This is a genomic window from Azonexus sp. IMCC34839 (genome assembly GCF_047047955.1).
Taxonomy (GTDB): Bacteria; Pseudomonadota; Gammaproteobacteria; order Burkholderiales; family Rhodocyclaceae; genus Azonexus.
In genome coordinates this window covers 195,329-216,951 of record NZ_CP150631.1, presented here as the reverse complement: position 1 = coordinate 216,951, position 21,623 = coordinate 195,329, and the positions used below count along the sequence as shown (strand labels likewise).

21 protein-coding genes are annotated in these 21,623 nt (G+C 66.2%); 17 read left to right on the top strand and 4 right to left on the bottom strand.

All coding sequences use genetic code 11. From position 1 onward, the window contains the following. Window positions 1-14 precede the first annotated feature (14 nt). Window positions 15-1,187, bottom strand: a complete 1,173-nt coding sequence (locus tag WIF35_RS01085) for an MFS transporter (RefSeq protein ID WP_412479720.1) — start codon at window positions 1,185-1,187, stop codon at window positions 15-17. Between the two features lie 226 nt (window positions 1,188-1,413). On the opposite strand from WIF35_RS01085, the gene WIF35_RS01080 reads away from it, so the two are divergent. Continuing rightward, window positions 1,414-2,505: a GGDEF domain-containing protein gene (locus tag WIF35_RS01080; RefSeq protein ID WP_412479719.1), complete on the top strand. Its 1,092-nt coding sequence runs from the start codon at window positions 1,414-1,416 to the stop codon at window positions 2,503-2,505. Window positions 2,506-2,565: 60 nt separating this feature from the next. Here WIF35_RS01080 and WIF35_RS01075 read toward each other — a convergent pair whose 3' ends face one another. From WIF35_RS01075 to WIF35_RS01065, 3 genes are read right to left on the bottom strand one after another with little or no spacing between them, the layout of a single operon-like run. Beyond that, on the bottom strand, window positions 2,566-3,360 hold the full coding sequence (locus WIF35_RS01075; protein ID WP_412479718.1) for an anti-sigma factor family protein: 795 nt from the start codon (window positions 3,358-3,360) through the stop codon (window positions 2,566-2,568). Further along, window positions 3,357-3,857: a sigma-70 family RNA polymerase sigma factor gene (locus WIF35_RS01070; RefSeq protein ID WP_412479717.1), complete on the bottom strand. Its 501-nt coding sequence runs from the start codon at window positions 3,855-3,857 to the stop codon at window positions 3,357-3,359. The genes WIF35_RS01075 and WIF35_RS01070 overlap by 4 nt, the downstream gene beginning before the upstream one ends. Window positions 3,858-3,863: 6 nt before the next feature. After that, window positions 3,864-4,253, bottom strand: a complete 390-nt coding sequence (locus WIF35_RS01065) for a hypothetical protein (RefSeq protein ID WP_412479716.1) — start codon at window positions 4,251-4,253, stop codon at window positions 3,864-3,866. Window positions 4,254-4,517: 264 nt separating this feature from the next. On the opposite strand from WIF35_RS01065, the gene WIF35_RS01060 reads away from it, so the two are divergent. The 16 genes from WIF35_RS01060 to WIF35_RS00985 all read left to right on the top strand — a co-directional run bounded on the left by WIF35_RS01060 (window position 4,518) and on the right by WIF35_RS00985 (window position 21,606). Next, complete coding sequence (locus tag WIF35_RS01060; RefSeq protein WP_412479715.1) at window positions 4,518-6,140, top strand: NAD(P)/FAD-dependent oxidoreductase; 1,623 nt, start codon at window positions 4,518-4,520, stop codon at window positions 6,138-6,140. An 18-nt stretch (window positions 6,141-6,158) separates the two neighbouring features. Beyond that, window positions 6,159-7,334, top strand: a complete 1,176-nt coding sequence (locus WIF35_RS01055; protein ID WP_412479714.1) for an MFS transporter — start codon at window positions 6,159-6,161, stop codon at window positions 7,332-7,334. 196 nt (window positions 7,335-7,530) lie between these two features. Continuing rightward, window positions 7,531-8,001 (top strand): type II secretion system protein N, encoded by a 471-nt coding sequence (locus tag WIF35_RS01050; protein WP_412479713.1) that lies wholly within the window; start codon window positions 7,531-7,533, stop codon window positions 7,999-8,001. A 6-nt stretch (window positions 8,002-8,007) separates the two neighbouring features. Then, window positions 8,008-9,987, top strand: a complete 1,980-nt coding sequence (gene gspD, locus WIF35_RS01045; protein ID WP_412479712.1) for a type II secretion system secretin GspD — start codon at window positions 8,008-8,010, stop codon at window positions 9,985-9,987. Beyond that, entirely contained in the window at window positions 9,984-11,459 is a 1,476-nt protein-coding gene (gene gspE / locus WIF35_RS01040; RefSeq protein WP_412479711.1) for a type II secretion system ATPase GspE, read from the top strand. Before gspD ends, gspE begins: the two co-directional genes overlap by 4 nt. 12 nt (window positions 11,460-11,471) lie before the next feature. Beyond that, window positions 11,472-12,680 carry a type II secretion system inner membrane protein GspF gene (gene gspF / locus WIF35_RS01035; RefSeq protein WP_412479710.1) on the top strand — a complete coding sequence of 403 codons (1,209 nt, stop codon included), beginning with the start codon at window positions 11,472-11,474 and terminating at the stop codon, window positions 12,678-12,680. Window positions 12,681-12,682: 2 nt separating this feature from the next. Then, a complete protein-coding gene (gene gspG / locus WIF35_RS01030) occupies window positions 12,683-13,117 on the top strand; it encodes a type II secretion system major pseudopilin GspG (protein WP_412479709.1) in 435 nt (144 codons plus the stop codon). Then, window positions 13,089-13,568, top strand: a complete 480-nt coding sequence (locus tag WIF35_RS01025; protein WP_412479708.1) for a prepilin-type N-terminal cleavage/methylation domain-containing protein — start codon at window positions 13,089-13,091, stop codon at window positions 13,566-13,568. Before gspG ends, WIF35_RS01025 begins: the two co-directional genes overlap by 29 nt. Then, window positions 13,565-13,930 carry a type II secretion system minor pseudopilin GspI gene (gene gspI, locus WIF35_RS01020; RefSeq protein ID WP_412479707.1) on the top strand — a complete coding sequence of 122 codons (366 nt, stop codon included), beginning with the start codon at window positions 13,565-13,567 and terminating at the stop codon, window positions 13,928-13,930. Before WIF35_RS01025 ends, gspI begins: the two co-directional genes overlap by 4 nt. After that, on the top strand, window positions 13,927-14,508 hold the full coding sequence (gspJ, locus tag WIF35_RS01015) for a type II secretion system minor pseudopilin GspJ (RefSeq protein WP_412479706.1): 582 nt from the start codon (window positions 13,927-13,929) through the stop codon (window positions 14,506-14,508). The genes gspI and gspJ overlap by 4 nt, the downstream gene beginning before the upstream one ends. Beyond that, a complete protein-coding gene (gene gspK, locus WIF35_RS01010) occupies window positions 14,489-15,457 on the top strand; it encodes a type II secretion system minor pseudopilin GspK (protein WP_412479705.1) in 969 nt (322 codons plus the stop codon). Before gspJ ends, gspK begins: the two co-directional genes overlap by 20 nt. Then, entirely contained in the window at window positions 15,454-16,653 is a 1,200-nt protein-coding gene (gspL, locus tag WIF35_RS01005) for a type II secretion system protein GspL (RefSeq protein WP_412479704.1), read from the top strand. Before gspK ends, gspL begins: the two co-directional genes overlap by 4 nt. Then, window positions 16,650-17,153: a type II secretion system protein GspM gene (gene gspM, locus WIF35_RS01000; protein WP_412479703.1), complete on the top strand. Its 504-nt coding sequence runs from the start codon at window positions 16,650-16,652 to the stop codon at window positions 17,151-17,153. The genes gspL and gspM overlap by 4 nt, the downstream gene beginning before the upstream one ends. Beyond that, the gene (locus WIF35_RS00995) at window positions 17,150-17,920 is read left to right on the top strand and encodes a hypothetical protein (RefSeq protein WP_412479702.1); all 771 of its coding nucleotides are present in this window, start codon (window positions 17,150-17,152) and stop codon (window positions 17,918-17,920) included. The genes gspM and WIF35_RS00995 overlap by 4 nt, the downstream gene beginning before the upstream one ends. A gap of 84 nt (window positions 17,921-18,004) precedes the next feature. After that, on the top strand, window positions 18,005-20,251 hold the full coding sequence (locus tag WIF35_RS00990) for a PhoX family protein (RefSeq protein WP_412479701.1): 2,247 nt from the start codon (window positions 18,005-18,007) through the stop codon (window positions 20,249-20,251). A gap of 194 nt (window positions 20,252-20,445) precedes the next feature. After that, window positions 20,446-21,606, top strand: coding sequence for a GGDEF domain-containing protein (locus tag WIF35_RS00985; protein WP_412479700.1), 1,161 nt, complete (start codon window positions 20,446-20,448; stop codon window positions 21,604-21,606). The last annotated feature ends 17 nt before the right edge of the window (window positions 21,607-21,623 follow it).

Below are 21,623 nucleotides of genomic sequence, written 5' to 3'. Positions count from 1 at the left end.
CTACCCAGCCCGGACTAATTCGGCCGCTGGATCAACATCAAGGCGCCCCAGCCCAGCAGCGATACCGCCAGCGTCAGCGCCAAGCCGGCCGACGCCCCGCCGCGCTCCAGCACGAGGGCGAAAGCGAGCGGCGCCGCTGCCTGCATCGTCCGCTGCAACACCGCCAGCTTGCCCTGCAGCACGCCGTAGCCCTGGGCACCGAACAAGGCGAGCGGCAGCACGCCCTTGGCGATGGTGATCAGCCCGTTGCCCGCCCCGTGCAACACCACGAACACCGCCGCCAACATAGGAGAACCGGCGAACGCCAGCATCAGGCCGGCACCGCCCGGATGCAGTGCCGTGGCCCAGCGCGCCGTGGTCAGCGGTTCGGTCCGTCCCCGGCTCGCCGCCCAGAACTCCGTCAGCCGCGCTAACACCTGCGCCGGGCCGAACAAGGCCGCCGCCGCAATGGCCGCCGCCGGCGCAATGCCGCAAGCAACCAGCAGCAAGGGCAGATGGGCCGCCAGGGCCGAAGTGACGAAAGCCGTGGCCGCCCCGAACAAGGCCAGCAGCCAGAAATTGCGCCGCGCCTCGGCCGGGCTTGCGGCTACCGCCGGCGCTTCCGCCTTGTCGCTCGCCAAGGCTGCCGGCAAGGTCTTGAAGAAGCGTAAATTCAGCGGCAAGGCCACGGCCAGATGCACTGCCGCCCAGGCCAGGCAAGCCACCCGCCAATCCCAGGCGGCGACCAGCCACGAAGTCAGCGGCCAGCCGACTGTGCTGGCGAAACCGCCGAGCAAGGTCACGCCGGTAATCGGCGCCCGCGCCGCCAAGCCATGCTCGCGCACCAGCGCAGCGAAAGCCGCGTCGTACAAGCCGCAAGCCATACCGACGCCGATCAGCAACCAGGCCGCCACCATGCTCCACAGCGAAGCACTGGCCGCCAGCCAGACCAGGCCGGCCGCGAGAATCAAGTTAGAGGTGCACAGCACACCGCGCCCGCCATGGCGATCGATGCGCCGGCCGATGGCCGGCCCAAGCAGCGCCATCACGCCGAGCGCCCCGGAAAAAGCGGCGAACACCGAACTCGGCGCCAGCCCGAGGCTGGCCGCCAATGGCTGGGCAACCGCCGCCGGCAGATAGGTCGACGATGCCCAGGCGATGGTCTGGGCCACACCAATGGCGATCACCTGCACGCGCCGTCCGGCCATTTCAGGCCTTAAGCCCCATCGGCTGGCCGTAACGCAAAAAGAGACTGCATCGAGATCCTCCTGCCCACGGGGCGAAAAAAGGCGGCTTTCCGTCCACCCATGGCGCTATCTAACCTGAATAGCCATGTAGCGCTGCCCAATCCCTCACTTAACAAACTGCTCATAGAACACCGCAAGGGGAAATCCTATATTGAACGGGTTATCGCTTGAAAAATACAGTACGGCAATGAGCAAGATCGAACGTCTGGTCTTTGGCACGGTCAAGTTCCGCGAGAGCGAGGAACTCGAAGAGTTCAAATTCCGTTTCCTGGCCATCATCATGCTCTCGGGCGCCGTTTGCACTGCCCTCTTCGTGCTTGGCGAGCACTCGCAGGTCAATCCGATTGCCGGCTGGCACGTCCTTTCGATGACGGTTTTCATCAGTCTGGCCACCGTGCTTTGGCTGCTGTTGCGGGGGCACAAGAAGCGTTTCCTGCCCATCGCCTGGACTTACGAAGCGCTGTGCATGCTCGAATACACTTCGGCACTGATCTTCGTGCCGCAGGACGAACTGCGGGTGCTCTGGTTCCTGGTCAATGTACCCGGCGTGTACATCCTGCTCGGGCAGCGGGCCGGAGCGGCCATCACCGTCATCACGGTCGCCGGGCTGGCCTTGGGCAACGGCCACATTTCCGCGCCCTACTCCAGCAATGCGATGGCAACCTTGCTTGTCGGCATCATCTACCTGGCCGTCTTCTTCCACTTCTACGCCGACCGTTCAATCTCCTTCTTCGTGCGCATGCGCGACTCCAACGAAAAGTTGCGCTATACCGCGATGCACGATGCGCTGACCGGCTTACTCAATGCCCGCGCCTACTACGCACGCTGCGACCACCTGATCCAGCTGGCCCAACGCAATAGCACGCCCTACACGGTGCTTTTTGTGGACCTCGACCACTTCAAGCGGATCAACGACACCCACGGCCACGCTGCCGGCGACCACGTCCTCAAGGCGGTGGCCAGTGCCCTGCGGGAAAACCTGCGCTCCAGCGACCTGATTGGCCGCATCGGTGGCGAGGAATTCTCGATTTTCCTGCCCAACACCGATCAGACCGCCGGCCTCCAGGTGGCCGAAAGCCTACGCCGAGAAATCGAGAAGCTAATGCCCGACATCGGCGGTCAGCCGCTCAAGATCACTGCCAGCCTCGGCGTAGCGAGGAACCAGTACCACGACCAATCGATGCAGGAAATTCAACGCCAGGCCGACCAGGCCATGTACCTCGCCAAATCGCGCGGTCGCAACCGGGTGTCGTGCTTCGAGGCAGTTGCAGGAAGCTAACAGGGAGCAATAGGCGAAACCCGATACCGCTGTTCCCGGCTGGCTCAAGGTTGTCGTTAATTACAACTGCTCGTAGACCGCTGTTGCAATCCTGCCCAACGCTTCACGACTGATGGCCGCTGAAATGGCATAGCCGAATTTTCCGTCGATCCAGTAAAAAACGTTCAGCGAGCCTTCGCGGGCGAAGCGGAAGGCGGTGTCGCGGTTGCTGGCGTTTTCGGTGCTGACCAAGAGGGTCAGGCGCTGGCCGCTGGCATCCTGGTACATGAACTGCGCAATCGGGCCGCTGTTGCCGGGTAGCAGGCGGCCACCGACCAGATCGAAGCCTTGGGCAGTCAGCTTTGGCGGGCGGACCGGGGTGCCGAGACGTTTGGACAGCCAGGCGACGAGTTGCTCTTCGTGGTCGGCGCCGATCTCGACCGGTCGGCGCACATCGGGGCTGAACACGGCGTGGGCGATGGCGGCCTGGCGGTACAAGGGGACCGGTTGCGCGGCGAGCATCTGCGACTGGTACTGGCCGTGCCCGAGCCAACCGGCGACGCCACCGCCCAGCAGGAGCAGGATGCCGGCGGCGATGCGCTGCCAATTGCCGCCCGCCAGCAGGCCTTGTACGAAATTGGGGCGAATGACCTTCGGCGGCTCGGCCAGCGCTCGCAAGGCTTCCGGCAACGGCTCGTCGAGCACGGAATCGAAGGTTTGATGCAGGACTTGTTTCTGTCGCCGATAGGCCGCGGCCGTTTCGGCCTGCTCGGGGTTTTCCACCAGCCGGGCCTCGACTTCGCCCTTTTCGGCCGGAGGCAATTCGCCATCGAGCCAGGCGTGCAGATCGTTTTCGCGGATCGGTTGGTGACTCATCGTACGACTCTCAAGCGGGTTGGCGCGTCCGGCTCGGCCAGCAACTGACGCAAACGCTCGCGCCCGCGCGCCAGGCGGGACATGACGGTACCGATGGGGATGGCCAGGGTTGCCGCGACCTCGGCATAGCTCATTTCCTCCAGGCCGACCAGCAGCAGCACCGAGCGCTGCTCTTCGGGCAAGGCGCCCAAGGCGGTGGCCAAGTCGTTCAGCGCCAGGCCATCTTCCTGCGTGGCGCGGGTTGGCGTATCCATGCTCTGCTCGTCGAACGCCGCCATCGGCAGTTCGCCGCGCCGCCACTGATCGACGCGCACCGAATGCATGATGGCGAACAGCCAGTTGCGCAGGCTGCTCCCGGCGCGCCACTGGTGGGCCTTGGCCCAGGCGCGTTCGAGCGTGTCCTGCACCAGATCGTCGGCCGCCGCGCGCTCGCCGACCAGCGCCCGCGCGTAGCGGCGCAGGCGCGGCAGTTCGTCGAGCAGGGCGCGGCTGTCCATCGGCGATCAGGGCTTGGCGAGACGCCAGACGTTGTTGAAACCGTCGCCGCTGCGGTCGCCGGGCTTCTGGTCCTTGATCCAGTAATAGAGCGGCTTGCCCTTGAAGGCCCATTGTTTCTTGCCGTCGTCGCGCGTCACGACGGAATAGTCGCCGCTGGCGGCATCGCCGTCGTTGGCGAAGAGCGGCGGCCAGTTGGTGGCGCATGGGCCGTTGCACACGCTCTTGCCGCTGCCGGCGGCATCCTTGTCAAAGGTGTAGAGCGACATGCCGTTGCTGCCGACCAGCACGCCATCGGCCACCGTGGCCGGTGCGCTGGCCCGCATGCCCTGGCCGGCACAGGCGGCGAGCAGCGCCGCACAAAAGATCAGGGAAGAGGTCGTTTTCAGGTTTTTCATGGTTTTCTCCTCGTCAGGGTTGGAGCATCGTGCCCACATCTGCGTTAACGAGACCCGCTTTCGGTTTATTCCCTGCTTGGAACATTTATTTTTCGCCCAGGTTCCGACGCCCGACAAATATTGGTTTTTGCCCAAAATCGGCCGTGCACCGCAGCATTCGGCCCCGGCCGCCTCAACCCGTATAATTCGCCCTGCGCCGCCCCTTCCGAGCAACGCCCGACCGCCGCCGGCGGTTCTGGCAGCGGCCATGAACGAGCAAGCCCCATGTTGAGACTGACCGAACTGAAACTCCCCCTTGATCACGCCGCTGACGCCCTGCGTCCGGCCATCTGCCAGCGGCTGGGCATCGCCGATGGCGATCTGATCGAGTTTTCCCTCTTCCGCCGCGGCTACGATGCACGGAAGAAATCGGCCATTTCGCTGATCTACACGGTGGATTGCACGCTGCGCGACGAGGCGGCGGTATTCAAGCGGCTGGCCGGCGACCGCAATGTCAGCGCAACGCCGGACATGGCCTACAAATACGTGGCGCAAGCGCCGGCCGATCTCACGGAGCGCCCCATCGTCATCGGCATGGGGCCTTGCGGTTTCATGGCGGCGCTGGTGCTGGCGCAGATGGGTTTTCGCCCCATCGTTCTGGAGCGCGGCAAGATCGTGCGCGAGCGCACCAAGGACACCTGGGGCCTGTGGCGCAAGAACACGCTGAACCCGGAGTCGAACGTGCAGTTCGGCGAAGGCGGCGCGGGCACGTTCTCGGACGGCAAGCTGTACAGCCAGATCAAGGACCCCAATTTCTACGGCCGCAAGGTGCTGGAGGAGTTCGTCAAGGCCGGCGCGCCGGAAGAGATCATCTACGTCAGCAAGCCGCACGTCGGCACCTTCCGGCTGGTCAAGATGGTCGAGAACATCCGCCAGAACATCGTCGCGCTGGGCGGCGAAATCCGCTTCGAGGCCAAGGTCGACAAGCTGCTGCGCGAAGATGGCCAGGTCGTTGGCGTGGAGTTGGCCGGCGGCGAACGCCTGCTGAGCCGCCATGTGGTGCTGGCCATCGGCCACAGCGCACGTGACACCTTCCAGATGCTGCACGATTGCGGCGTCTATATCGAGGCCAAGCCCTTCGCCATCGGCTTCCGCGTCGAGCACCCGCAAAAGCTGATCGACCACGCCCGCTTCGGCCCGAACGCCGGTAACGAGATTCTCGGGGCGGCCGACTACAAGCTGGTGCATCACTGCAAGAACGGCCGCGCCGCCTACAGCTTCTGCATGTGCCCCGGCGGCCAGGTGGTCGCCGCCACCTCGGAACCGGGCCGCGTGGTGACCAACGGCATGAGCCAGTATTCGCGTGCCGAGCGCAACGCCAATTCGGCGCTGGTGGTCGAGATTCGCCCGGAAGACTTCCCCGGCGACTTCAAGAAGAACCCGCTGATCGGCATGGATTTCCAGCGCCAATGGGAATCCGCCGCCTTCGTCGCCGGCGGCAGCAATTACGAAGCGCCGGCGCAGAAGATCGGCGATTTCCTCGCCGGCCGCCCGTCCACCGCGCTGGGCAGCGTCGAGCCCTCGTACCAGCCGGGCGTGCGCATGACCGATCTGGCGCAATGCGTGCCGCCTTACGTCATCGAAGCGCTGCGCGAGGCGATCCCCGCCTTCGACAAGCAGATCAAGGGCTTCGCCATGGCCGATGCGGTGCTCACCGGCGTCGAGACGCGCACCTCGTCGCCCATCCGCATCAAGCGCGGCGACGACTTCCAGAGCCTGAACACGCGCGGCCTCTACCCGGCCGGCGAAGGCGCGGGCTACGCCGGCGGTATCCTGTCGGCGGGGGTCGATGGCATCAAGGTGGCCGAGGCGGTGGCGCTCGACATGCTGCGCCAGCATCAGGGCTAACCAAACCTGGGGCCGGGCATGTTCGCCACGCTCAAGGCCCTGCCCCGCACCGTCTGGCTGATCGGCCTGATCAGCCTGATCAACGACGCGGCGAGCGACATGCTCTACCCGCTGATCCCGCTCTATCTCGCCTCGGTGTTGATGGCCGGGCCGCGCGCCCTGGGGCTGATCGAAGGCGTCGCCGAAGCGGTCGCCAGCCTGCTCAAGCTCTTCTCCGGCGTGGTGGTGGATCGCACCCGACGCAGCAAACCATGGATCGTCTTCGGCTACGCGCTGGCCGGCTTTGCCCGGCCGCTGATCGCCTTGGTCACCGCCTGGCCGGGCGTGCTCGCCATCCGCATCGCCGACCGCATCGGCAAGGGCCTGCGTTCCTCGCCGCGCGATGCGCTGCTCGCCGCCAGCGTGCCGGCCGAACATCGCGGCCTCGCCTTCGGCCTGCACCGCGCCATGGACAACCTAGGCGCCGTCATCGGCCCGGCGCTCGCCGCGCTGCTGCTGGCCTATGGCGTGCCGCTGCGCGATCTGTTCGTCTGGTCGCTGATTCCCGCCCTGCTCTGCCTGGCGCTGGCCCTCGCCCTGCGCGAGCCGCCCGCTGCGCCGCATGCCGCCCACGCCCCGTTCGACTGGCAAATCGGCCAGTTGCCACCGCACCTGCGCCGTTATCTGGTGGTGGTGGCGCTATTCACACTGGGCAATTCGTCCAACATGTTTCTGCTGCTGCGCGCCCGCGAGCTGGGCATGAGTGAAGCGCAGATCCCGCTGCTCTGGGGCGCGGTGTCGCTGGTCGCCGCGCTGTTCTCGACGCCGCTGTCGGCGCTCTCAGACCGCTTCGGCCGCCAGCGCCTGCTGCTCGGCGGCTACCTCGCCTACGCCCTGTCGTATTTTGCCCTTGCGGGCCTGTCCACCGCAGGCGTCTGGCTCTACGCCCTGTTCGCCTTCTACGGCCTCTTCCTCGCCGCCACCGAGGGTGTCGAAAAGGCGCTGGTCGCCGACCTGGCCCCGGCCGACCGCCGTGGTGCCGCCTTTGGCTGGTTCAACCTGACCGCCGGCATCATGCTGCTGCCGGCTTCGCTGCTTTTCGGCGCCCTGTGGCAAGGTGCGGCCAGCTGGCTGGCCTTCGTGTTCTCCGGGCTGTGTGCAATTTGTGCGGCAGCATTGCTGCGTTTCTGGGTGTTCGCCGGAAGGTGCGATTAAGCGTTTCGAGGTGAGCCCTCGTACGACATACCGCCATTGCACCGTAATGCGGTTCAGACCCACCTCCTTCCCGCAAAAGCGGGAACATGGGCACAACGTCACGCTCTCGTAACAAAGTCTCTTTAAATTCTTCAGGCTCAGGTCAGCCGAATGTCGGCGGCCGACGAGTCTCCGATTATTACAAGAGAGCCTGACTGTGCTTGCCCTCCCCAAATTGAAGCTGTCCGAATTGATCGGCCGGCTGTTCATGCTTTTTGTCACCGCCGTCGGCGTGTGGATCGTCGCCACGCTGCTTTGGGGCTTTTCCAGCCCACGGGCTGCGCCGTATCGACTGGTCAGCGAATCGCCCAGCGCCATCGCCGAACGCCTGGCCAGCCGCCGATTGATGGGGGGCACCAGCCAGGCTGCCGGTGGCACCAACGAACGGATTGGCGACATGTTGCTGATCGGCCTGCTGGCTGCCGACAAGGCCAGCCAATCGCGCGCAATCATCCGCCAGGACGGCGAGCCCTTGCCGCGCGTGGTCTCCGTTGGCGACACCCTGGCCGGCGCGCTCAGCGTTCGCGCCATCGACCGCGACGGCGTCGAGCTTTCCTCCGGCGCCCGTCTTGCCCTGCCCCGTCCGCAAAGCCTGCAGCCGACCGAAACGCCGGTCGAGAAGGATTGATCCGCCATGTCTTCGCTCCTCCGTTCCCTGTTGTTTTTTGCCACTTTCAGCCTGTGCACCGCAGCTATCGCCGCCAGCGAAGAAATGACGCTGAATTTCGTCGGCGCCGACATCCAGTCGGCGGTCAAGGCGCTCGGTGAGGTCACCGGGCGTAATTTCGTCATCGACCCGCGGGTCAAGGGCAACATCAACATCGTTTCCGGCAAGCCGGTTTCGCGCGAGCTGGCTTACGAAGTGCTGGTTTCGGCACTGCGCCTGCAGGGCTTCGCCGTGGTCGAATCGGGCAACGCCACCAAGATCCTGCCCGAAGCTGATGCCCGCCAGCAGGCCGGCCCGCTGCGCCGCCAGGGCAAGGTCGGCGGCGGCGACCAGATCATGACCCAGGTGTTTCACCTGCGTTACGAAACGGCTGCCCAGCTGGCCAATGCGCTGAAGCCGCTGGTCGGCCCCAACCAGTCGATCACCGCCAACCCGGCCAGCAACACGCTGGTCGTCACTGATGCCGCCGACAACCTGCAGCGCATCGAGCGCATCATCGCCTCGATCGACGTGCCGCACGGCGACGATCCGCAGATCGTGCCGCTGCGCCATGCCTCGGCCGTCGATGTCGCGGCCAGCCTGCAAAAGCTCTTCCCGGCGGCCCAGGGTGGCAACAACCTGATCGTCACGGCCGACCCGCGCGCCAACCGCGTCATCCTGCGCTCAGACAATGCCGGCCTGCTGGCCCGCGCCGGCACGCTGATCGCCGGCATGGACAAGCCGGAATCTGGCTTCGGCAACATCCACGTCGTTTATCTGAAAAACGCGGAAGCGGCCAAGGTGGCGCAAACCCTGCGCGCCATCCTGGGCAGCGACACCGGGGCCAACGGCGGCGGCAATGCGCTGAGCGCCACGGCACCGCTTTCCGGCGGAGCAGGCGGCAGCGGCGCGACCAGCCTCGGCGCCACGACACCGGCCGCTGTTGCCACGCCGACCAGCGTCGGCAATCCGGGCTCCAGCGCCCTGATGCCCGGCAGCATGATCCAGGCCGACGTGGCCAGCAACGCGCTGATCGTGACCGCGCCCGACAGCGTCTTCAACAACCTGCAGAACGTCATCGCCATGCTCGACCGGCGCCGCGCCCAGGTGCATATCGAGGCTCTGATCGTCGAGCTGTCGGCCGAGAAGGCCGCCGAATTCGGCTTCCAGTGGCAGGCCGTGGGCAAGGGTTCGACCGTCGGCGGCACCAATTTCGGCAACGCCACGCAGAACATCCTGTCGCTCTCTTCCAACATCAGCAAGGCTGGCGTCGGCCTCAACCTCGGTCTGGCCAGCGGCAACAGCCTCAATGTGCTGGCCCGCATGCTGGAGACCGAAGCGCACGGCAATATCCTGTCCACGCCGAACATCATGACGCTGGACAACGAAGAGGCGAAGATCGTCATCGGTCAGAACCTGCCCTTCGTCACCGGCTCCTACTCGACCAGCAACACCAACGCGACGACGCCCTTCCAGACCTACGAGCGGCGCGACGTCGGCCTGACCCTGAAGGTTCGCCCGCAGATCACCGAAGGCGGCGTCGTCCGCGTGCAGATCTACCAGGAAGTCTCCTCGGTGCAGAGCGGCACGGAAAGCAGCACGGCCGGCCCAACCACCAACAAGCGCTCGCTCGAATCCAGCGTGCTGGTCGACGACGGCGCCACCATCGTGCTCGGCGGCCTGATCAAGGACGACCTCAGCGTCGACGAGGAAAAGGTGCCGGTGCTCGGCGACCTGCCCTTCATCCGCAACCTGTTCCGCTACCAGAACCGCTCGCGCAAGAAGACCAACCTGATGGTCTTCCTGCGCCCGCGCATCATCCGCGACGGCCTCGATTACCAGGGCATCACCGACGACCGCTACAGCCTCTTGCTCAACGAGCAGAAGCGCCAGGAACAGGTGATCCCGTCCAACGCCTGGGGCGACAACGCCGTGCCGCGCCTCGAGGAGCGTTCGGCCAAGCCATGAACATGCCGGCGCGACTCCCCTATGCCTTCGCCCGCAGCCAGGGCGTGCTGATTGCCGAAGACGGCGATCCGCTACCGGTCTGCTACCGGGAAGGCGCACTGCCGCTGGCCGCGCTCGGCGAAATCCAGCGCCGCTTCAATCGGGCGGCGCGCCCGCAGCCGCTGCCGGCCGCCGAATTCGAGCAACGCCTGGCCGCGCTGTATGCCCACAGCGACCAGACGGCGGCCGAAGTGGCCAGCGATATCGGCCAGGACCTCGACATTGCCCGACTGGTCGAGGAACTGCCACCGGTCGAAGACCTGCTCGACAGCCAGCACGACGCGCCGATCATTCGCATGATCAATGCCCTGCTCACCCAGGCGGCGCGCGAGAACGCTTCCGACATCCACATCGAGCCCTACGAGCGGCAATCGGTCGTGCGCTTTCGCCTCGACGGCGTGCTGCACGACGTGGTGTCGCCGAACCGCGCGCTGCATGCGGCCATGGTGTCGCGCATCAAGATCATGGCCGGGCTGGACATCGCCGAGAAGCGCCTGCCGCAGGATGGCCGCATCACCGTGCGCATTGCCGGCCGGGGCATGGATGTGCGCGTCTCCACGCTGCCGGCCAGCCACGGCGAACGCGTCGTCCTGCGCCTGCTCGACAAGGACCCGACCCGCCTCGACCTGAGCAAGCTGGGCATGGCCGACGACACGCTCGCCCGCGTCGATACGCTGATCCGCCAGCCGCACGGCATCCTGCTCGTCACCGGGCCGACCGGCTCGGGCAAGACGACCACCCTGTACGCCGCGCTCTCCCGCCTCGACGCCCGGCAGCAGAACATCATGACGGTCGAGGACCCGGTCGAGTACGACCTGGCCGGCATCGGCCAGATCCAGGTCAATCCGCGCATCGATCTCGACTTCGCCAAGGCCCTGCGCGCCATCCTGCGCCAGGACCCGGACGTGGTCATGATCGGCGAAATCCGCGATGCCGAAACGGCGCAGATCGCCGTCCAGGCCAGCCTGACCGGCCACCTGGTACTGGCCACGCTGCACACCAACGACGCGGTCAGCGCCGTGACCCGGCTGGCCGACATGGGCATCGAGCCTTTCCTGCTCTCTTCCAGCCTGCTCGGCGTCGTCGCCCAGCGCCTGGTGCGCCGGCTGTGCCCGCATTGCAAGACGCCGCACACAGCTGCGGTGGACGAGGCTTTTTTGCCAAAAACCATGCCGCTATGGCAGGCCGTCGGCTGCCCGCATTGCGCCCATACCGGCTATCTCGGCCGGCTCGGCATCTACGAGCTGCTCGAAGTGGATGACACGATCCGCCAGCTGATCCACCACAGCGGCAACGACAACGCGCTGCGCGACGAAGCCCGCCGGCCCGAGCGCGGCAGCCGCCAATTGCGCCTCTTGCGCGAGGACGGCCTGCGCTGGCTGGAAAGCGGCGAAACCTCGCTCGAAGAGCTGCTGCGCGTGACGCGCGACTGATCGGAAGCTGCCATGACCGCCTTCCGCTACCGCGCCGTCGACCTCGAAGGTCGTGAAATCCAGGGCGTGCTCGATGCCGACAGCAGCCGCCAGGCGCGCAGCGCCCTGCGCGCGCAGGGCTTGTTCGCGCTCGACGTGGCCAGCCTGCACGCCCAGGCCGATCGCGTTTTTGCCGGACGGACGCCGCGCCTTTCAGCCACCGCGCTGATGTTGCTGACCCGCCAGTGGTCGACCCTGCTCGACGCCGGCATTCCGGTCGAACGCGCCCTCGCCGCGCTGGTCGAGCAGAGCGAGGAGGAGACGACGCGCGCGCTGCTCTCGGCTATCCGCGCAGAACTGCAGGCCGGCCATCCGCTGCATCGGGCGCTGGCTGCCTATCCGCGCAGTTTCGATTCGCTCTATTGCGCGCTGGTCGCCGCCGGCGAGCAAAGCGGCCAGCTCGACCGCGTTCTGGCCCGCCTGGCCGACCACCTGGAAAGCCGCGGCGCGCTGCGCCAGAAGCTGATCCAGGCCGTGGTCTATCCGCTGCTCGTCGTCTTCGTTGCCAGCGCCGTGGTAATGGCGCTGATGGTCTATGTCGTGCCGCAGGTCGTTTCCGTCTTTCAGAGCGGCAAGCAGAGCCTGCCGCTGCTCACCCGCGGCCTGATCGCCTTGAGCGATTTCCTGCATTGGTCCTGGCCGCTGCTCGCCTGTCTTGGTTTTGGCGTCGTCTGGAGCCTGCGCCGGGCGCTGCGGGAAATCGGCTTCCGCCGAGCCGCGCACAAACGCTTGATGCGCCTGCCGGTGGTCGGCCGCCTGCTGACCGCCATGGACAGTGCCCGCCTGGCACAAACCCTGGCCATTCTGGCCGGCAGCGGTGTGCCGCTGCTCACCGCTCTGCAGGCCGGCGGCGCCGTGGTCTGGCTCGTTCCGCTGCGCGATGCCGTCGAACAAGCCACCGTCGACGTCCGCGAGGGCGCCGCGCTGCACAAGGCCCTGGCCAAGGCCGGGCGCTTTCCGCCCCTGCTCGTGCACATGATCGCCAGCGGCGAGTCTTCCGGCCGCCTCGACGCCATGCTCGACAAGGCGGCGCAACAGCAGGCGGACGAGGTCGGCAACCGCCTGTCGCTCGCCATGAGCCTGCTCGAACCCTTGCTCATCCTGGGCATGGGCGCCGTCGTGCTGGTCATCGTCCTGGCCATCCTGCAACCCATCATCGAAATCAACCAACTCATTCGCTAGCCATGCCCAACCTCGCCAAACGCCACGCCGGTTTCACCCTGATCGAAGTCATGGTCGTCATCGTCATTCTCGGCATCCTCGCCGCCCTGGTCGTGCCCAAGGTCATGAGCCGGCCCGACGAAGCGCGCATCGTCGCCGCCAAGCAGGATATCGGCAGCCTGCTGCAGGCCCTGAAACTCTATCGCCTGGACAACCGGCGCTACCCGACCGGCGATCAGGGTCTGCAAGCCCTGGTGAGCAAGCCGCAACAGGCGCCGATTCCCGACGGCTGGAAGGCCGGCGGCTACATCGAGCGCCTGCCGCTCGACCCGTGGGGCCAGCCCTACCAGTATCTGAACCCCGGCCTGCATGGCGAAATCGACATCTTCAGCTTTGGCGCCGACAGCGCCGCCGGTGGCGAGGGCAACGATGCCGATATCGGCAACTGGTCGCTCTGAGCGCCGGCAGGCCGGCTTCACGCTGGTCGAAATCCTGGTCGCCCTGGTCGTGCTCGGCGTGCTGGCAACCAGCGTCGTGCTGACCCTGCCCGACCCCAGGGAGGCGGCCCAGCGCAGCAGCGTGCTGTCCTGGCAACGACAACTGGAAGAAGCGGCGCTGCGCGCCGAAGCCGAGGCTCGCCCGTGGGCCTGGGAAATCACCGCCGAGGGCAGTCGCCTGCTCAGTCAGCGCGACGGCCGTTGGCGCTCGACCGGTGAAGCCGCGCAACCGTTGGCCGAAGGGCTGAGCCTGAGCGCCCTGGAAATCGATGGCCATTCCCGGCCGATCCACAGCCGCATCGTCTTTGCCGGCGCCGCGCCGCTGTTCGCCCTGGAACTGAGCGCCGCACACCGCCGCTGGCGGATCACCGGGCTACCGAACGGGCGCATCGTGCAGGAAGAACTGCCGTGAAGCGGGACGGCGGTTTCACCCTGCTCGAAATCCTGGTCGCCCTGTCCATCCTGGCCTTTGGCCTGGCCGCCGCGACCCGCGCCGGCATCGCAGGCAGCGATGGTGCGATGGCGCTGCGCGAACGCCAGTTGGCGCTGTGGGTGGCCGACAACCACCTGGCGCTGTGGCGCGCCAGCCGCGAGTGGCCGGCCCTTGGCCAGCGCCAGGGCGAAGCCGAGATGGGCGGCCAGCGCTTCGTCTGGCAAGCCAGGATAGCCCCCGTCATGCAACAACAATTCCGCCGGGTCGAATTCGAAGTCAGCCCGGCCAATCGGTCCGACACCCCGCTGGTTCGCCAGATCGCCTATCTGGCCAAGCCATGATGCGCCAAGGCGGCTTCACCCTGATCGAAATCCTGGTTGCGCTGACGCTGCTGGCCTTGATCGGCACCATCGGCTGGCGCAGCCTGGACGGCCTGAACCGGGTCAGCGGCCGGGTCAGCGGCGAGGCCGGGCGCTGGCAGGAGATCGCCCTGGCCATCGAGCGCGTCGGCAACGATGCCCGCCAGGCGATGCCGGTCGCCGGCCGCGATGCCGCCGGCCGTCGCCTGCCGGCCTGGCAGGGCACGGCGCGCACCGCCGACGGCCAGCCGCAACTGACGCTGACCCGCAGCGCCAAAGCCGGCAGCGATATGCAACGCGTCGCCTACCGCTGGCAGGATGGCCGGCTCGAACTGCTGACCTGGCCGAGCCACGATGCAGCGGCAGCCAGCCGTAGCCATCTCTTGCTCGACGGCGTCGATGCCGTCGAATTCGCCTACCTCGACCGCAACAATCGCTGGCTCAACGACTGGCCGCCCGCCGGCGACCCGCGCCGGCTGCCGTGCGCCCTGCGCTTGCGCCTGCAATTGCGCGAAGGCGGCAGTCTCGAAAGAATCTTCGATGTCCCGACGGCCGACTGATCGCCCGCGGTTTTTGCCGTTTTCCGGCCGTGCACCGCAGCAGTCGGGCGCGGCGGTGGTCAGCGCCATGCTGATCGTCGCCCTGGCCACCGCCGGGGCGGCCTTTTTGCTCGGCCGGATGGACCACTGGATCAAGCGCGTCGAAATCGGTCGCGACAAGACGCAGGGCCGTCAACTGGCGCTGGCCGGCATCGATTTCGCCCGCGCCGTGCTGAGTACCGATGCGCGCAGCAGTGCCGCCGACTCGCTCGACGAAGACTGGGCCCGCCGCCTGCCGCCCCTGCGCCAGGACGATATGGAATTGGCCGGGCAGATCGAAGACGCCCAGGGCCGCCTCAACCTCAACGACCTGCGCCGCGACGACGGCAGCATCGACGAAAGCGCGCTCGAAGCCTACCGTCGGCTGCTCTCGTCGCTGGGCCTCTCGCCCGATCTGGCCGATCCACTGGCCGACTGGCTCGACGCCGACGACAGCCCGCGCGCCGCCGGCGCCGAAGCCAACGCCTATCTCGCCGCCGGCCTGCCCGGCGGCGCGCCGGGCAGGCCGCTCGACCACCTGGCCAACCTGCACCGCATCCGCGGCTATACGCCGGACATCATCGACCGCCTGCAGGCCTTCGTCAGCGTCCTGCCCGGCCACCCCGGCATCAACCTGAACACCGCCCCGCCCGAGGTGCTGGCCGCCATCCAGCCCGGACTCGACACGGGCCTGGCCCGCACGCTGGCGGCCAGCCGGCAAGCCGTGCCCTTCCGCGATGTCAGCGATTACCGCCGACGCGCTGGTAACGACGCCCTGCCCAGCCCGTCACTGCCGGTCTCGGTCGCCAGCCGGCATTTCATCGTTCGCGTCGAAGTCTCCGGCGAGCGCTCGCGCAGCGTCGCCGAAAGCCTCATCCAACGCTACGGCGACGGCAGCAAAACACGTCTTCTTTGGTTAAGCCTGCAATGACTCCCACGCTCATCCTGATCCTTCCCTCCGACTGGCCGCACGCGCGCCGCGAATCGCCCTGGCTGCTGATCGACGAAGCCGGCCGCGTCGTCCAGCGCGGCTGCAGCGAACCAACGCATTGGCCGATTCCGGCCCCCGGCACATCGACCGACCCGACCGCCTGCGTCGTCTTGCTGGCCGGACGGCAAGTCAGTCACCAACGCTGCCGCCTGCCGAAAAAGCAGGCCACCCCGGAAATCGCCGCCAGCGCACTGGAAGATGCCCTGCTCGAAGAAACCGAGCATCTGCTATTCGCCATCGCCCCCGGCGACGACGAGCACGAACGATCCATCGGCGTCGTCAGCGCCCAACGCCTGGATAGCCTGCTCGCCATCCTGCCAGCGCTCGGACTCGCCGTACGCGCGGTCTGGCCGCTCGGCCAGGTGTTGCCGGCGGACGAGGCCTGGCTGATCGGAGACGAACTGACCCTGGCGCTCGGCAACGGCCACATCGTTTCGCTACCCATCGACGCGCAGCTGGCCGCGATGCTCGATGCACTGCAAGGTGACGCACAGGCGCTGGCCTGCGTCCGCTTCGACCGGCAACTTTCGCTGGCCGCCACGCACACCATCGATGCGCTGAGCACCGCCAGACGCCTCGTGGCGCACAGCGCAAGCTGCCCCGCCCTGCCGGCGGGAGGCGGTTTCCTCTACGGACCTCGCCAGCCCAAAAGCAAGCGGGCGTGGGAGCTGGCACCCCTGTTTCCAGGATTGCGCCTGGCCGCCGCATTCGCCGCGACCATCGTCGCGCTGATGCTGGCGCAATGGGGCTGGCTGGCCTGGCAAGGGCACAACCTGCGCCAGGAAATCGCCGGACTGTTCCACCAGGTCGCTCCCAAGGCGACGCTGGTCGATCCGCCACGGCAACTGCGACGATTGGTCGACGATAGCCGCCATGCTCACGGCCAGTTGGCCGGCGACGACATGATCCGCCTGCTCGCTCCGCTGGCCGACCTGAAAGATGGCGGGCTTGCCATCGACAACATCGATTACACCGACGGCCGGCTGCGTGTGCTGGCTGAGCTATCGGGCGACGAGCTGGCGCGCTTGCACGCCATCGCCGACGCTCAAAGCATCCGCCTGACCACCGACAGCCAGGCGGCGAACGGACAAGGCACGAAAACCACCCTGCTCTTTACCGACGGAGGCCGCCTATGATCCCGCCCCGCTTTGCCCACCGTCTGACCGGCCTGAAGGCGAGCTGGCAGGGCATGAACGGACGCGACCGCAAAGCCCTGACCCTTCTCGCCCTGGTCGCCGCCATCGCCCTGGCCGGACAAGCCTTGTGGTCGCTCGAACAAGCCCGCGCCCAGGCAGCGCGCCAACTCCCTCGGCTGGCCACCAGCCTCGAACAAATGCGCGCCCTGGTCAAAGACTGGCAGCAATTGAGCGAGGCAGCCCGCCCTGCCATCGACGCCAATGCCGCTCGCCGCAACGTCGACCGGCGACTGGGCGAACTCGGCAAGGGCCTGAGCGGCCAGTGGAACGCTGAGGGCGAACTGCTGATCAAGGGACAAGCCGAGTTTTCCGGATGGCTGCGGTGGACGGCCGCGATGCAGCAAGAAAGCGCGCTGCGCCCGGTTTCCTGCCAGTTGCGCCGCAACGGCGAGTCCATCGAGATCGAAGCCCGCTATCGCCTGGCCGGTCTCGCCCAATGAAGGCGCCATCCCAAGGCCGGCAGCGCCGCATCCGAGGGCTCACACTGCTGGTTGCCGCACTGACCCTGCTGGCCAGTTTGCCGGCCCGCTTTCTGGTGAGCCTGTTCCCGAATACCTGGGAGGATCGGGTCATGCTGAGCGAAACCTCGGGGCGTTGGTGGTCGGGCAATGGCCGCTTATACCTGCGGGCCAACCGGGAGAGCGAATGGCATGCCCTGGGCAATCTCCACTGGCGCCTGCTGCCGGATATCAAGCATTGGCTGACCATCGGACTTGGCGGCGGGCAAATGCGACTGGATCTGGCGTTGAACCTTGTCGGCCAGGGATTCGTTGTACCGGCCGAAACCCTCCTGCTACCGGCGGCCTCTGTCCTGCCATCGCAGCGCTGGCAAGGCTGCATTGTCATCGAGCACCTCCAGCTTGCTCCCCTCGCCGGCAGCGCGGAGGGCAAAGTGGCGTGGCTCGGTGCCGGCAGCGCCCTGCTGCCGACCGACCCTCTCGGCGACTATTCCGCCGACTGGCGCTGGCATCCGGTGCAAGGACTCAGCGCCGACATTCGTGGCGGCAAGCCAGGAACAATCGAACTGTCCGGACAGTTCGGCCTGACACCGAGCGGCAAGCCATCCCCGAACCTGCGCCTCAAGCTGAACGGATCGCTCCGTCAGCAGCTCGACAGCAGCCTGCGCCTGTTCACCGAACCCGGTGTCGAAGCTGGGGAATACCGATGGATACAGGCTTCTGCGGGCACGAGCTTAACGTTCCGGTAAAGATCACGTAACACTGATTCGTCATCATGCCGCCTCTTGCAGCACCCCAACCCCTTCCTATCATTTTCCAACGCGAGAATCAGCATGTCCCATCATATGACAAAGAATCACCCGGATTCGCCGAACGGCCAAGACGACATCAGCAAGAACGACTCCGGCAACCCGACCATCCATGAGATCATCGATATTCGCCTGAGCCGCCGTGGCCTGCTGAAAGGCGGCGCTGGCATGGTCGCCGGTGGTTTCATGAGCATGGGACTGAGCGCTTGCGTTAGCGATTCCAGCAAGACGGCCACCACGGCCAAAGGTTTCTCCCTCGGCTTCACCGCCGTCGCCAAGAGCCTGAACGATGTGCTCAGCGTCCCGACCGGCTACACCGCCAGCATTCTTTACCGTACCGGCGACCCGATCAACGGCGCCACGCCAGCCTACGTCAACGACGGCACCGACACCGCTGCCAGCTTCGATTTCCGCGCTGGCGATCATCACGACGGCATGGCCTACTTCGGCATGGCCTCGGGTGGCAGCGGCATGGATTTGAACAATTCGAGCCGCGGCATCGTGTGCATGAACCACGAGAACATCAACCAGCAGTTCCTGCACACCGCTGCCGAGGCCGGTGTAGGCTTTTCCACCGCCGCTCGTGTCGCCGCGCAGATCGACAAGGAAGTCAATGCGCACGGCGTTTCGGTCATTGAAATCAGCAAAGCGGGCGGCACCTTCTCGGTCAACACTGCCTCGACCTATAACCGCCGCCTCACCGCCGCCAGCGACATGGACATCTATGGTCCGGCCCGCGGCGATACGCTGATGGTCACTTCCTATTCCAATGCTGGCCAGAAGACCCGCGGCACGCTTAACAACTGCGCCATGGGCATCACCCCCTGGGGCACCTATCTGACCTGCGAAGAAAACTGGGCCGGTTACTTCAAGCGCCCGGCCTCCGGCGGCCTGAGCGCCAAGATGGCAACGGCGCAGAACCGCTATATCGGCAGTTCCAGCAGCAACGGCAGCTACGGCTGGGCCAATCCGACCGGCGGCGACACTAGCGGCACCGGCCTTTACGACCGCTGGAACATCAACCTGACCGGTGCCGATGCCACGGCCGATTACCGCTACGCCGCCAACACCTTCGGCTGGGTCGTTGAAATCGACCCGTTCGCCCCTGCCTCCATTCCGCGCAAGCGCACCGCCCTCGGCCGCTTTGGCCACGAAGGCGCGATGCCTGCCCCGGCCGTTGCCGGCAAGCCGGTCGTCTTCTACATGGGCGACGACTCGCGTGGCGAGTACATCTACAAATACGTATCGACCGCCAACTGGAGCAGCGCCGATGTCGGCGGCGGTCTAGCCGCCGGCAACAAGTACCTGGACGACGGCAAGTTCTACGTCGCCAAGTTCAACAGCGACGGTAGCGGCAGCTGGGTCGAACTGAACATCGCCAACCCGACCATCTCCGGTTACGCCACCTATGCCTTCGCCAACCAGGCCGACGTGCTGATCAACTGCCGCCTCGCCGCCGATGCGGTCGGCGCGACGCCGATGGACCGTCCGGAATGGACCGGCGTCAACCCGAGCACCGGCGACATCTACATCACGTTGACCAACAACTCCGACCGCGGCAAGACCGGCACCACCACTGGCGGCAAGAGCCGCGGCCTGGATGCGGCCAACCCGCGCTACTACTCCGATCTGAAGGGTGCCGCCACCCAGACCGGCAACGTCAACGGCCATATCATTCGCATCCGCGAATCCGCCAAGGATCACTCGGCCACCACCTTCCAGTGGGACATCTACCTGTTCGGTGCCGAGGCCGGTGCCGATGCGACCAATATCAACGTTTCGTCGCTCACGGCCGATAACGACTTCTCCAGCCCGGACGGCCTGTGGTTCAGCCGAGCCGTTCCCGGACTGATGTGGCTGCAGACCGATGACGGCGCCTACACCGACGTCACCAATTGCATGATGCTGGCTGCACTGCCTGGCACGATGGGCGATGGCGCAGCGACGACCATCACCAACACCGCCGTTCCGGCCAATGGCAACGCCAACCAGACGGTGGCCACCATCGCCGGTAAGAAAGCGACCACGGACACCCTGCGCCGTTTCCTGGTCGGCCCCAAGGGCTGCGAGATCACCGGAATCACCGAAACGCCGGATGGCCAGACCATTTTCGTCAATATCCAGCACCCAGGTGAAAACACCGCCCTCGCTGACGTCGCCAGCAACACGACCGCTTCGTTCGAGAGCCACTGGCCGGATGGCGGTAACGCTCGCCCGCGCTCGGCGACTGTCGTCATCACCAAAAATGGCGGCGGCCTAATCGGCTCCTGATCACTGCTCTCTCTGTCCCAAAGGCTGCCGAATGCAAGTCCGGCAGCCTTTTTTCATGGTCAGGACAGCATCCGCCAGATGCGGCATCGAATCGGCAACATGGCCTAGCCAGCCACTCTGCCCGCTTGAGCGCCACATGACAATACCAAATCTATCAGGCATAGTTTGCGCACTTTGACTCCCATTGCCGCATCATGAGCACCGATACCCGCATGGGCGTTCGACTGGCCCAGTTACACCTGTACGTCGACATCCACCGCCACGATCTCTTTGTCGCCCCCATCCTGGCCGTTGTCGTCGCCGGTCTGATCAGTTCGTGGGTTCCGATGGCCTGGGCAGGCATCTGGCTGGCCATCGAACTGGTCATCATCGCCAACTATCTGTGGGTGTATCGCCAGTTCAAGCGCGTCAATCCGCCGCCGCGCGAAGAGCGCCAGTGGGCCAACCGAATCGCCCGCGCCCATGGAGCGCACATGCTGGCCTGGTCGTCGCTGGTCATTTGGGCCTGGCAGCCGGGCAACTTCTCCAGCCTGATCTTCGTCATGCTCGTCCATGTCGGACTGATTTCGCTGACCGTCTCGATGAGCAACGCCCATCTGCGCCTGCTGGTGCTCGACATGATTTTCCCGGTCCTCGCCCTGGTCGGCCCACCGCTGCTCGAGCCGGGCTGGTTCAACATCGGCCTGAGCTTGCTGGGCGGCGGTTTCGCCTTGCTGATGGTGCTCGTCGGCCGCCAGATCAATAGCTACACCACCGAGGCCATCGAGCTGCGCCAGCGCAACGAAATACTGATCAAGGAACTCGAATCGCAAGCTTCGCGCGACTCGCTGACCGGCGTGGTCAATCGCCGCTATTTCCTCGAGGCCGCCAAGCGCCTGCTGCAACAGCCACGCAGCGAGAGTGCACCGCTGGCACTGCTGATCATCGATCTCGACCATTTCAAGACGGTCAACGACCGCTACGGCCACCTGGGTGGCGATGAGGTGCTGGTCGCCGTGGTCGATGCCTGTGTCGCCCACCTGCGCACCGGCGACTATTTCGGCCGCCTGGGCGGTGAGGAGTTCGCCCTGCTCCTGCCGGGGAACTCGCTGAGCGAAGCGAAGGAAACGGCCGAGCGCCTGCGCCAGGCCACCGAGGCGCTGAGCATCCCGCTCCAGGGCGACACGGTGCGCCCGACCATCAGCATCGGCATCGCCCTGGCCAAACCGGACGAAACCAATCTCTCCGAGCTGATGCGTCGGGCCGACCTGGCGATGTATGCCGCCAAGGAGCAAGGTCGCAACCGCGTGGTCTGTGCCGCCGACGTGGCCGACAGCGGCGAAGCCAAGGGCGAACCAGCCGTCGTCCCGATCTAGTCGCCCGCCCCCTCGGC